The following is a 12,946-nucleotide window of genomic DNA, read 5'->3' as shown; positions in this document are numbered from 1 at the left end:
TTTAAAAAAGACTGGGACAAACTTGCACCAGTCTTATGAATAATTATTTACCAAGTTTTGCTTTGGCTGCATCAGCAAGAGCTGTGAAAGCTGCTGCATCGTTAACAGCCAAGTCAGCAAGCATTTTACGGTTTACTTCGATCTCAGCCAATTTCAAACCATGCATCAATTGTGAGTATGAAAGTCCGTTCAAACGAGCTGCCGCATTGATACGTGTAATCCACAATTTGCGGAAGTCACGTTTCTTTTGACGACGGTCACGGTATGCATAGTAGTAAGAGTTCATTACTTGTTCTTTTGCAGTACGGAACAAGATGTGTTTAGCTCCATAGTAACCTTTTGCTAATTTTAAAATACGTTTACGACGTTTGCGTGATACAACGCCACCTTTAACACGTGCCATTTATATTTCCTCCAATATTTCCTAGAATTCTTAACTTACAAATACGCGATTATTTCAAGCGAGTAAGCATTGCTTTGATACGTTTGAAATCTCCTGCATGCACCATAGATGCTTTACGAAGATGACGACGTTGTTTCTTAGTTTTTCCGTGGAAACGGTGAGAAGTGTAAGCACGGAAACGTTTAAGTCCACCAGAACCTGTACGTTTGAAACGTTTAGCTGATGCGCGGTGTGTTTTTTGTTTTGGCATGATATTTTCTCCTTTTTTTAACTTTCTGACAGATTATTTCTTGTCAGTTGCTGGGGCCAATTGCATAAACATTTGACGTCCATCCATTTTAGCACGTTGTTCGATGATAGCAATATCTTGAGTTGCTTCAGCGAAATCGGCTAAAACTTTTGCACCAATCTCTTTATGGGTAATCATACGACCCTTAAAGCGAATAGATACTTTTACTTTGTTTCCTTTTTCAAGGAACTTGCGAGCATTGCGAAGTTTCGTTTCGAAGTCACCCTTGTCGATAACTGGGCTCAAACGAACTTCTTTCACGGTTACAACACTTTGTTTTTTGCGTTGTTCTTTTTGCTTCTTCTGATACTCAAACTTGAACTTACCGTAGTCCATAATTTTCGCAACAGGAGGCTTAGCTTGAGGTTGAATGAGAACCAAGTCCACATTAGCTTCATCCGCAAGTGCTTGCGCTTCGCTTAGTGGTTTGATACCCAATTGCTCACCTTCAAGACCGATTAAGCGAACTTCGCGTACACGAATTTCATCATTGATGAATAAGTCTTGCTTTGCTATGGTTTTCACCTCTTTTTTTAGTTTAGAGAAAAACAAGAGCGGACTTGCTAACGCAAGTCCGCACTACATGATTATATTTCATTTCTGAAACTTGATCTGTAGGGGCCAGACAACGTTAGTCGCAAGGCGAGAAGTTCTCACTTCTGCTTTTCTCATCTTGTATATGATATCAAGTTTTTCCCTACTTGTCAAGATAAAAATAATCTTTTTTTGTTTTTTTCTAATATTTGATTTTAATCCCAACTATTGGTTACGAGAATAGTAAATACCATGTGGTTTTAAACCTGTATTGAGTAGTTCTGAAACTGTCACAAAACTATATCCTTGACCCTGCAAATACTCAATAACCTTTGGTAGTGAATTTACTGACGTCTGATGAATATCATGCATGAGGATGATAGAACCATCAGTTGTTTGACGTTGAATTTCTGTCAAAATCGCTGCTTCATTTTTACTCTTCCAGTCTAAACTATCTACATCCCACATAATAAAGCTCAAATCGAGACTATTACGGATATCATCTGAGATCGCACCATATGGTGGACGCATCAATTTTGAACTCTTTCCTAGAACACTCGTGATTGCTGATTCTGTATCCGTAATTTGTTTTTTTGCATCTTCTAATGAAAGTTGTGTTAAAACGGGATGGTTCCAACTATGGTTTCCAACTTCATGCCCCTCAGCCTGCATACGTTTGAGGATAGCTTCATTACCTGCAATGTTTTTTCCTTGTACAAAGAAAGTCGCTTTGATTTTGTACTTAGCTAAAATATCCAAGGCCTGTGGTGTTGTATTGCCATCGGGACCGTCATCAAAGGTTAAGGCTACAACTTTTTTATGTTTCTCTGCTTGAACTTTTTTATAAAGTTCAGCATCTTTTTCTGTTAGATAGGATGTCTGAATAAAATCAAAGAAATCTGAAATAGGCATCGCTATTTCTTCAACATTAGTCGTTGCTTTGACAGGATAAAGAACCAATTGACTATCTTTATAGGCAAACTTCCAGCTTGACAATTCTGCAGCAGAGAAATCAGCTGAAACTTGATCAACAACAGATTGCTCTACTTTTTTAGCTTGAAGAGTTGACTTAACTCCCTCAAGCAATTTTTCTTTTGCCGTGGATGAGTCTGTAAAAAGTTGATCCAGGGTAAAGACAGAACCATCTTCTTTAAGATACAGCTGATCTAAAGTAGTATTTTCTAATTCAACAACATTAGAATTGGCCAAGTCGTAAGCTTGTTTTTTTATCAAACGATTTTCAATCCCAGTTAAAGAGGATTCCCCTTTTTCTGAGTAATAAAAAACCAACTGGTCTTTACCTTCTACTTTGTCAGTGACATCTTTAACGATAACATCCTTGACAGAGGAGATTGGGCTGTCCCCGACTAGTGGATAATAGGTGATAATTTCTGATTTCTCTTTGCGGAAATGCTCTTTTTGACTTCCCTGTGAGTAGGCGTCATCTTTTTCCTTCTTGAGACTTTCAATTTTCTGTTCAAAGGCTTGTTTGTTCAACACTTTATAGGTAATCACACTACCGAGTGCTAACATTGTTAGAAATAAAAGCAAGACAAGAGTGCCAAGCTTTTTGTTATTTTTCTTCTTTACTTTATTCTGGGGTAATCTCTTTTTTGTCATAGTCTTATCATATCAAATATGAACTATAATTTCAATGAAAACATGGAATAAAAATATTTAAGACAAGCAAATAAAAGTAAAAGAACCCTAGGAAAAATCTAGGATTCTTTTATCAATTAGAAACGAATACTTTCTCTTGTTTTTTCATATGAAGTAACGAAGCGATTGGTAACACCAGGCTCAGCAACTTCTAATGCTTGAGAGATTTTTTCGAAAGATGCTTGGTAATCGAATGTTGTTTCAAAGATATTCAAAGCTTCTTGGAAAGCTTGTTGAATACGATCATCAAATGATCTGTAACGGTTTGAATATTGAAGCAATTGTTCTGTCAATGTTGCATTTTGAACGATACTGTATGTTTCTTCTTCTAACATATTCATATCATTTGTCGCAATCTCAAGGATACGATTGACAGATTCGATATTCACTTGCGCTTGTTCCAACTCAGCCATCAAGTCTTCTGTACTGTGACTCGCATCAAAGAAGAGCTTCAAGAATTTTTGTGGAATTCCTGGAAGGTTTCTCTTCTCCATGTAACGTTTAATCGTATGAAGACGGTTGACATATACATTTGCTTTTTGTCGAGCATTGATGTCATCTTTTTCAATTTGAACGAGACGTTCGCTAACACCGATTTGATCATCTTCAATATCTTTTAAGGTAGATTGAAGATTTTCCAGACGTTCTTGTAAGACAGAATATGCTTCTGAAACTTCTGACTCTGCATTAGTCATTTCTTCAATAGTAGCATTCAAGGCTGAGATATCAGATTGAAGACGACGAACGCGATTCACATCACTTTCTGAAATCAAATAGGTTTTCCCAAGACGTTCGATATCTTTAACTAATACCTGATTGTTTTCTTTCAAGTGTTTGAGATAAGTAGGAAGGGTAGTTACCAATTTTTCAAAAGCTTTATGTGCTGCAATTTCACGAGTGAAAATATCATAAAGTGCATTGATTTCTTCTTGGATTTGAGTGTTTTCATACTCTGCATTATCCAACTCTAATGTGCGGATATTTTCATGATTATTCTTCAAGGCTTCATAGAGAAGTTGAAGACGAGATTCGATATCTGTTTCTACAAAATGGTAGTTTTCATCCAAAAGCTTACGGTAACCTGCTTCTAAATCTTCAAGTTGTTCTGGCAATTCAGTAGTAAGCTTGGCAACAATTGCTGGGATTCTTTCAACAATATGTGTCAACGCTAAAATATGATTTTCAGCGTTATCTAAAATGCCTGCTGCTTCAACCGGATCCCCTGATGAATTCAAGGTTACAAACTGAGAAAACTCAGATTGAATGTTCTCCAATTGTTTTTCAATTTCTGGAAGAGCTTGACCATATTTTTCAGAATCTTCAGCTACAGTATTTTGTAGTTTCTCAAATAAATCTAGGGCATGCAGAACGCGTCCACTATTTTTTGATTCTTGTTTTTCCAACTCAGACAAGGCATTACGAATTGCTGCAATATCCTCTTCAACAAGTTGGATTTGACTTTCAATTTGATCAATCTGGTGTTTAGCTTTCAAGAAACGGAATGAGCTATTGTATCCTTCAGCTTCAAAGAGGTTATTCTCGATATCTGCAAAAGAGTTAAGAGACAAATCTACCCATTTTTGGTTCCATTCTCTAAAAGCAACCTGACTTTGACCAATCAGATGCATATTTTTAACAACCTCTACCTCATCATTAACAGGAAGGTTATATAGTTCTTCTTTTTTTTCTTCTAAAGCTGCAAGTCTACTCTCATTTCGTTTACGTAGCAAAATTGCTACTGCAAAAGCAATAAGAAGCAGGACTGCAATTCCAATCAAAGTAATAATCAACTGATTATTTGACATATCAAACTCCTTTTATACATGACACAATTGTAATGATTATATCATATTTTTCAAACCTTGGGAACTATTTCCCAATTTTTTTATACGTCAAGAGTACTGTAAACAGCGTTTTCTTCGATAAATTCTCGACGTGGTTCTACTCGATCACCCATGAGCATATCAAAAATCTTATCTGCTTCTGCAGCGTCATCTACTGATACACGGGCCATAAGGCGATGTTCAGGATTCATAGTAGTTTCCCAAAGTTGGTGGTCATCCATTTCTCCAAGACCTTTATAACGTTGAATGGTTGGTTTTGAACGACCTTCGCTGTAGCGAGCCAAAGCTTCTTGTAGGCGAGTTTCTTGGTCTGCGCCAGGTTGAATATATTCTTTAATCTCACTACCGACTTTAACACCGTAAATTGGTGGCTGAGCGATATAAACATAACCTGCCTCTAGAACGGGTTTCATATAACGATAAATCAGAGTTAACAAAAGAGTACGAATATGGGCTCCATCGACATCGGCATCTGTCATGATAACAAGTTTTTGATAGCGAGCTTTGCTGACATCAAACTCAGCGCCAAATCCTGTTCCCATAGCTGTGAAGAGACTGCGAATCTCCTCATTAGCTAAAATCTTATCCATGCTCGCTTTTTCAACATTAAGGATTTTACCACGAATTGGTAAGATGGCTTGGAACTCACGATTACGTCCTGATTTTGCAGAACCTCCTGCAGAGTCTCCTTCGACGATGAAAAGTTCAGTTTCAGCTGGATTGTTTGATGAACAGTCAGCTAGTTTCCCTGGTAGATTTGAAATTTCTAAACCTGATTTCTTACGAGTCACTTCTCGTGCACGTTTTGCTGCCACACGAGCCTTAGCTGCTAGGATACCTTTTTCTACGATTCGCTTAGCAATCTGTGGATTTTCCAAAAGGAAGTCAGAAAATGCATCACTGAACAAGCGGTTGGTAATCTTGACAACTTCACTATTCCCAAGTTTAGTTTTCGTTTGCCCTTCAAACTGAGGGTTTGGATGCTTCACAGAGATAACGGCTGTCAATCCTTCACGGACATCCTCACCTGTTAGGTTATCTTCGTTATCTTTTAGAAGTTTGTTTTTACGAGCATAGTCATTGATAACACGAGTTAAGGCTGTACGGAAACCTTGTTCATGTGTTCCACCTTCATGGGTATGAATATTGTTGGCGAAACTCATGACATTCTCGTGGTAACCCGTTGTGTACTGCATGGCGACTTCCACTGTAATATCATCCATTTCACCATCTGTGTAGATTGGTGTATCAAAGATAACATCCTTATTTTCGTTGAGGTACTCAACGTAGCTCGCAATCCCACCTTCGTAGTGATAATGCTTGGTCTGCTCAAGTCCTTCACGTTTGTCAGTGATAGAGATTTGAAGACCTCGATTCAAGAAAGCTAACTCTTGAATCCGTTTATTTAATTTGTCAAAATCAAATGTCGTTGTCTCAGTAAAAATTTCTGGGTCTGGAGTAAAGTGAACAATTGTTCCTGTTTTATCTGTATCCCCGATCACCTCAAGGTCTGCAACAACATGTCCACGACGGTACTCTTGGTAGTGAATCTTTCCATTTTTATGAACACGAACATCCAACTGTGTTGAAAGAGCATTTACAACGGATGAGCCCACACCGTGCAATCCACCTGACACCTTGTAGCCGCCACCTCCGAATTTCCCTCCGGCGTGAAGAACAGTAAAGACTGTTTCAACGGCAGGTCGTCCTGTTTTTTCTTGGATATCAACAGGAATCCCACGACCATCATCAATAACTGTAATCGAATCATCTGGCTCAATAAACACCTCTATATGACTAGCGAATCCAGCCAAGGCTTCGTCGATAGAGTTATCTACGATTTCCCAGACTAGGTGGTGAAGACCCTCTTTCGAAGTTGAACCGATGTACATACCTGGACGCATACGAACAGCTTCCAGACCTTCCAAAACTTGAATTTGACTAGCATCATAATCTTGTGCCTGTTGGTTTTTAATATCTTCTGTCATGTTTCCCCTTTTTCTTACATGTCTATTGCTTGTTTTAACGCTACAACGTTCTCAAAGAGATAGGCATCTAAGCCTGCAGCATGGCCTGCTTCTACATCAATGGCACGGTCACCAATGACTAGACCTGACGTTATATGATACTTATCACGTAAATAAATCATCGATTCAGGATCAGGCTTGCGTTTAAAACCTGAACTAGCCGTCACTACTTCTGTAAAGTAGGGAGCTATCTCAGTTTTCGCTAGAATCTCCAATACCTGATCGTTTCGATGAGAAACCAAGAAGTTACGGCCACCTTGGTCCGAAATATTCTCTAAAAGAGTAGGAATCCCATCAAACAATACTGGGTGTTCAAGCTCACGGGCTTCATTTTCCTTATATTTCTCAAGAAAGTTTTCAATACCTGGAGCATACTTTTCGATGGCAAAGGCAGTCGAAACCTTTAAAGCTTCGTAGACACTGTCGTGCTCCTGCTCAATTCCAAACTCTGCTAAGGTTTCTACAAAAGCTGCTGTAGAAGTCTCATAATTATCAAGCAGAGTACCACCTACATCCCAGATGTAATCGTGATATTTCATACCCTTCATTATAGCATTTTTTTATGAAAAAAGCGATGTTTAGCTTGATTTTGACCTTAAAAAAGAGAAGAATCTTCTCAAGTAAGAAAGATCCTTCTCAGTTTCTTTATTATTTTTCAAATACGTCTGTATAGAGCATCCCATTTCTCAGAGATTCCGCATCTCCGCCAAGCGTATCAACTAAGTGATAGGCAAAAGCCAAAGCTGTTGCTGGACCACGGCTCGTAATGATATTGCCATCTACAACGACTGTTTCTTTATGGTAGTGACCGTTAGCAATTTGTTCTTGAACACCATCGTAGCAAGTGAAGTTTTTTCCTTCAAGTAGACCTGCCCGATTTAAAGCAATTGGTGCTGCACAAATGGCTGCTAGCTTTTTCCCACCTTGATTACATTTTTGGAGTTCTGAGATTAGCAACTCATTGTCCCTCAAGTGGGCAGAACCAGGCATACCTCCTGGAAGGACAATCATGTCATAATCAGATAAATCACCGTTAAATACCTGATCAGCTTGAACTTGAATAGCATGTGAACCTGTCACTTTTTCATCAAATCCGACCATATGACAGGTAATATTTGCACGACGCAAGACGTCTACGACTGTCAGGGCTTCGATTTCTTCAAAACCGTTTGCTAGAATAACTGCAACTTTAGGCATAGTGACCTCCTTATTTAACTTTTTTCAGTACAACCTTTTTACGTTTAAATCTTGTTCGACCACTCTTTTCATCAGCTAGGTGTGTTTGATAACTCATAGACAAAAGCAGTCCAACACCAATGAGATTACTGATAATGGCTGATCCCCCTTGGGAAATAAAGGGCAAAGGAATCCCCGTAAGAGGAAGGAGTCCTGTGACGGCACCAATATTTTCAAAGATATGGAACAAGAGCATCATGATAAATCCAGTTGAGATGTAGGTATAAAATTGATTATTGGATTTTAGGGTAATCTTTAACATGCGATAGATGAGCAGTAGATAGAGTGCAACCACAACAACTGAACCAATAAATCCAAAATCTTCCGCAATTACTGTGAAAATCATATCACTCTCGCGGACTGGAATAAGGAGATTAGACACATTAAAGCCTTGACCAAAAATTCCACCGCTACCAATCGCAATTTGACCCTGCGCCTGTTGATAGGTAGTCGTTTGGGCATAATCAAAGGGATTGAGCCAAGCAAGGATACGGTTAATCTGATATGTCGGCATCCCAATTTGATGCAGAAAGGCACGCCCGTCTTTTGTGATAAAGATTGCTAGGAAGCCTGTAATCGCCGATACAACTGCTACAAAAATTGGAATAATAATCTTCCAAGAAACACCAGACAATAAGACAAGTCCTGCAAAGATTGCAACAAAAACCATAGCTGTCCCAAGGTCACTTTGCAAGGCTAGTAAAACCATAACTGGCATCGTGAAAACGATCATCCACAAAATCAATAGAAAATCTAAGCCAATAGTTCGTTCTTTGTCTTTATGTTTCTTGGTAAAGGTTACGATAACGTATGCCAGCATCAAAATATAGGATATCTTCATGAATTCGGAGGGTTGAAAGAGTGTATAACCACCGATTGACACCCAGTTTTTCGCACCTGTTGCAGCTACTAAACTTGGATTATAGAAGACCAAGGGTAAGACCATCAAGACTAGACCGAGTCCATATAAATAAGGTGTGGACTGCCAGAGAAACTTTGTGTTAAAAAACATGACTATGAAACTAAAAACAATCCCTAGCGATATCCAAGCCAGTTGTTGTCCAAGTATGGGCCAAACATTGTTTGGGTAGTCATGACTAACTGCTATATAAATAGCTACGACTCCAATCACTAACAAACAAAATACTGGTAATATTAAACTATAATCGACCCTAGAGTCGAGAGAACGTTTCATAAAAGGCCTCCTTCATTCTTTCTGGTATTCATTTCGTTGTTTATGTAAAAAATCTTGAACGTTGACAAATACTTGCTCTCGGCTAATGTTCCTTACTCGATTAGTGCGAGACAGAGCCTTGCTGATTTGTTTGCCATATCGTTTACTTGACATACGGCTATCTAAAATCAAAACTGCGGAGCGTTGACCAACTCGGCGCATGGTCCTACCTATCGCTTGCTTGAGACGAATAATGGCCATAGGAAGTTGGTAATCATAAAAAGGATTCTTCCCTTCAAGACGGAGTTCTTGATTCATCTTTTTAGTAAAGGGATCCTCTGGATTTTGGAAAGGCAAACGTGTCACCACTTCTATCACTTGAGGATGTCTTGAAAAATCAACACCTTCCCAGAAACTTCCGGCGCCAAGTAAGAGCTCACGCTCTCCTTTTTCAAAGCGTTTTTTCAATTGAGCTGGTTCCCCATGCTTATATTGGGCTAAATGGGGAATTCTTAAAGCATCAGATACCTGCAACAATAAATCTTTTGCAGTAAATAAGACTAAAATCGGTTCTTCAAGGTAGGACAAATCTTCTAGAACTTCCACAACTGCTTGTGCATACTCCTCAAGCGAAACTTCAGTCACCAATGGAAAATCATTCACCAACAAAATTTCCTGATTTTCCTGAAACTGTTCATCTAGGTAATAAATGTTTGCTTGCGGGAATCCTAACAATTCTGGCAAAGAAACTCTGCTACTAATTTCTAAGGTTGCAGAAATTCCGAGAAGCTGGCAGGATTCTGGAAATATCTGAGAAAATAGCAAACGCTGATTGCGACTAGAAGTAATCTCGATTTTTTTACTAGAGAGTTCTGAAACTGATAACCAAAATTCTCCTTCAGACGAGAAAAATCTCTGATAGTCTTTAAATTCTGGAAGATTCAACTCTGAAAAATCCTGTCGGAGCTTGTCAATGCTACTAGCTGGGCACATCTTACGTTTGCCAGATAGAAACTGTTCCAGCAGATACGAAAGCTCAAAACAAATACTCTCTAGCAAGCGTCTTTCAAGCATGCCTTCTTCTCTTGATAGAACCTGGTCAAGTTGGTCTAGCAAATCCGTTAGCAAATAAGATTTTCGAGAAAGATTTTCCAATGTCAACAAGATTTTCTGAGCTTCATCTAAAATCAAGAGACGACCTTCTAAGAGACTAGGATCATCTTCAAGTCTAGTAACGAGGTAAGCATGATTGGTCACAAGCAACTTGCAAGAACGAGCCTTATCCTGACCACGTCTCCAAAAATCCTCTAACCAAAAGAGAGAGTCTTTATGAAGATTTCCATCATGTACCAAGTTAGGTAAGAATTGCTGGTAGCGATAAAGCTGACCAATTTCGTCTAAGTCTCCAGTATCAGTCTCAGTCAGCCAAACTAGGAGTTGCATCTTGAAACGCGTATACAGACGATTGGACTCTTCTTCCTCTAGTGTTGCATGAAAAGCATCCAACTTCAGGTAATTCTGAGGACCTTTGAGACTATGAGTAGAAATGTGGAAAATCTCTTCTAGTCTTTTAGCATCTTCTTGCATTACCTGATTTTGAAGGATTTTAGTCGGAACGCTGAGAAGGATGCCCTCTTCATGTTCAAGTGACAAGGCTGGCAGGAGATAGCCGTAGGTTTTTCCGATTCCCGTTTGAGCCTGAATAAAAGAAATTGTTTCCCCTTGCAAGCACTCTTGAACTTTTTGGGCGAAGCGCTCCTGCAAGTTTCTCTCCTCCAACCCCAACAAGGCAATATTGGTTTGGAAATCTTTAGATAGTTTTCGTGGAGAAAGGGCTGATTTTTCTTTTCTCAAAAATAGACCTTGCACCTCGACCAAGTCATGTTCAACTAAGAGAGACTGTTTCTGATAAACTTCCTCGATGACCATATAAGATTCGTACAATAGGCTATCTGACAAACTCAATAAGCGTTCCAACAAACCTTTTGGAAGTTGAAACATCTTTTGTCTCATACAAAGAAAGAGTTCTGCAGTTGCTTGGGCGTCAGAAAGGGCTGTATGAGCTTGCTCAAGTGGAATTCCCAACTCTTGGCAGAGGATTCCAAGATTATACTTCTCAAGCTGAGGATAAAAAACTTGAGCCAACTCCACTGTATCGATACGAGGCGTGCGCAATTCATATCCTTCAAAGAAGAGAAATTCTGCCAATAAATTGGCATCAAACTGAACATTGTGCGCAACAAAAACACCGTCTTTGACCAGTTCAAAAATCTTTCTAGCCACCTGAGAAAACTCTGGAGCCTTTGCTAAACGCTTGTCTGTCAAACCCGTTAATTCTTTGATATGAGAATCCAAGTGTTCATGAGGATTGACATCAGTAGCATATTGCTCAACAATCTCACCATCTTCAATGACTACAATTCCCACTTGGATGATTTTTGCCTTACTTCCGGTACTTGTAGCTTCTAAATCTACAACCACGTACCGATCATTTCTAAAATTCATCACTAAAAATTATATCAAAATTTGCACCATTTGACACCCCTGAACTTTATTTGAAGAGTCAAGTTTCTTGCAAGATTTGAAAAAAATAATTGAATAGAATTTTAGAAAAGGAGGGAACTCATGAACCCATTAGATTTCTTTAACCAAGTAAAGGAACTCGTTGAGAACAAAGATTTTTCTGTAGCAAAAACATTTGTCGAAGAAAACAAGGACCAACTCGGTGACTACCTTAGCCAAGCTCAAGCTTTGGTTTCAGGTTCAGAAGGACTTGACGGTCTTGTAGATAAGGTCAAATGCCTCTTCTAATAGTCAAAAGACACCTGAAAAACTCAGGTGTCTTTTTGTATTTTTTTCATGAATGCAGGAATATGTTGACTAATCGTGGTTGGTAGAACGACAAAGTTGTCCTCAGCTAATTCTTGAGCAATTGCTGAGTGCAGATATGTTGCTACCGTCACCCTTTCATAGAGGCTAACTTGAGGAAATTGACCTGCGAAACCAGCAATCATCCCAGCTAGGGTATCTCCCATGCCTCCAGTCGCCTGATAGGGACCACCAACACTTAGCTGATAAAAATCTGCAGGCCCGGCTTGCCAGATTCGAGTCGCAGGACCTTTTTGAACCAAAATCGTTCCTGAAGGAAAACTCTTCAAAGCCTCTCCTGTTTCCTCAGCTCCTTGGGAAGTCAAATCTAAGCCTGACAAGACTTGCCATTCCCTTTGGTGAGGCGTTAAAACAAGATGAGCTTTAGGAAATTTCATTTCATACTTCGCTAAAATAGATAGGGCGCCACCATCCAGTATGAGGGTCCGATCTTGATTTGAATGATTAAAGACTGTTTGGAGAAGCTCTTCTCCACGATCATCATCCACTAGTCCAGGTCCGACCAAGACAACATTCGCTTTCTGTAACTGTTGCTCAAGTAATTGCTTATCGTCAAGGGCAAAGGCCATAGCCTCAGGCAGATGGCTATGTAGCGCTGGAATATTCTCTTTATCCGTTGCTACTGTCACTAAGCCTGCTCCGCTCTTTACAGCCCCTAAGGCAGCCATAATAATGGCTCCCCCATAAGGATACGTTCCTCCAATCAAGAGAAGACGACCGTAGTCTCCCTTATGACTAGAACGAGGACGCTCGATAATAACTTTTTTCAGTAGAGCTTGATCAATGACTTTCATACACTACTCCTTCATGCTTGTTCCTACTTTCATTATACACCTCACTACCCAATTAATAAAGGAGAAGACTATATAGTCTTCTCCTTTTTTCATAATG

The 12,946-nt window shown here is 39.2% G+C and carries 12 protein-coding genes and 1 other annotated feature; of the genes, 1 reads left to right on the top strand and 11 read right to left on the bottom strand.

Annotated features, from left to right (window positions below; translation table 11 throughout):
* Positions 1-43: 43 nt before the first annotated feature.
* The 10 genes from rplT to KJR31_RS00895 all read right to left on the bottom strand — a co-directional run bounded on the left by rplT (position 44) and on the right by KJR31_RS00895 (position 11,671).
* The gene (gene rplT / locus KJR31_RS00940; protein WP_000124830.1) at positions 44-403 is read right to left on the bottom strand and encodes a 50S ribosomal protein L20; all 360 of its coding nucleotides are present in this window, start codon (positions 401-403) and stop codon (positions 44-46) included.
* 49 nt (positions 404-452) lie between these two features.
* Positions 453-653 carry a 50S ribosomal protein L35 gene (gene rpmI / locus KJR31_RS00935; protein ID WP_003003453.1) on the bottom strand — a complete coding sequence of 67 codons (201 nt, stop codon included), beginning with the start codon at positions 651-653 and terminating at the stop codon, positions 453-455.
* Between the two features lie 33 nt (positions 654-686).
* Positions 687-1,217 carry a translation initiation factor IF-3 gene (gene infC, locus KJR31_RS00930; RefSeq protein WP_006149857.1) on the bottom strand — a complete coding sequence of 177 codons (531 nt, stop codon included), beginning with the start codon at positions 1,215-1,217 and terminating at the stop codon, positions 687-689.
* Between the two features lie 15 nt (positions 1,218-1,232).
* Positions 1,233-1,363 (bottom strand) — a sequence feature (ribosomal protein L20 leader region).
* Between the two features lie 88 nt (positions 1,364-1,451).
* Complete coding sequence (gene pgdA / locus KJR31_RS00925; RefSeq protein WP_214261663.1) at positions 1,452-2,846, bottom strand: peptidoglycan-N-acetylglucosamine deacetylase PgdA; 1,395 nt, start codon at positions 2,844-2,846, stop codon at positions 1,452-1,454.
* A gap of 116 nt (positions 2,847-2,962) precedes the next feature.
* Positions 2,963-4,690: a septation ring formation regulator EzrA gene (gene ezrA / locus KJR31_RS00920; RefSeq protein ID WP_214261662.1), complete on the bottom strand. Its 1,728-nt coding sequence runs from the start codon at positions 4,688-4,690 to the stop codon at positions 2,963-2,965.
* An 80-nt stretch (positions 4,691-4,770) separates the two neighbouring features.
* Positions 4,771-6,717, bottom strand: a complete 1,947-nt coding sequence (gyrB, locus tag KJR31_RS00915) for a DNA topoisomerase (ATP-hydrolyzing) subunit B (protein WP_214261661.1) — start codon at positions 6,715-6,717, stop codon at positions 4,771-4,773.
* Between the two features lie 14 nt (positions 6,718-6,731).
* Positions 6,732-7,295 carry an HAD family hydrolase gene (locus KJR31_RS00910; RefSeq protein ID WP_284444543.1) on the bottom strand — a complete coding sequence of 188 codons (564 nt, stop codon included), beginning with the start codon at positions 7,293-7,295 and terminating at the stop codon, positions 6,732-6,734.
* A 109-nt stretch (positions 7,296-7,404) separates the two neighbouring features.
* Positions 7,405-7,953, bottom strand: coding sequence for a DJ-1 family glyoxalase III (locus KJR31_RS00905; RefSeq protein ID WP_214261659.1), 549 nt, complete (start codon positions 7,951-7,953; stop codon positions 7,405-7,407).
* 10 nt (positions 7,954-7,963) lie between these two features.
* Positions 7,964-9,187, bottom strand: a complete 1,224-nt coding sequence (locus KJR31_RS00900) for an FtsW/RodA/SpoVE family cell cycle protein (RefSeq protein WP_214261658.1) — start codon at positions 9,185-9,187, stop codon at positions 7,964-7,966.
* Between the two features lie 12 nt (positions 9,188-9,199).
* Entirely contained in the window at positions 9,200-11,671 is a 2,472-nt protein-coding gene (locus tag KJR31_RS00895) for a bifunctional DnaQ family exonuclease/ATP-dependent helicase (protein WP_214261657.1), read from the bottom strand.
* A 120-nt stretch (positions 11,672-11,791) separates the two neighbouring features.
* Here KJR31_RS00895 and KJR31_RS00890 point away from each other — a divergent pair, with 120 nt between their 5' ends.
* Entirely contained in the window at positions 11,792-11,977 is a 186-nt protein-coding gene (locus tag KJR31_RS00890) for a hypothetical protein (protein WP_214261656.1), read from the top strand.
* 23 nt (positions 11,978-12,000) lie between these two features.
* On the opposite strand, the gene KJR31_RS00885 is transcribed toward KJR31_RS00890, so the two are convergent.
* On the bottom strand, positions 12,001-12,849 hold the full coding sequence (locus tag KJR31_RS00885; protein ID WP_214261655.1) for an NAD(P)H-hydrate dehydratase: 849 nt from the start codon (positions 12,847-12,849) through the stop codon (positions 12,001-12,003).
* Between the last annotated feature and the right edge of the window lie 97 nt (positions 12,850-12,946).

It is taken from the genome of Streptococcus infantis (assembly GCF_018499575.1).
Lineage (GTDB): Bacteria > Bacillota > Bacilli > Lactobacillales > Streptococcaceae > Streptococcus > Streptococcus infantis_K.
Note: the sequence above shows the minus strand (reverse complement) of the source record. Positions and strands in the feature narration are given on the sequence as shown.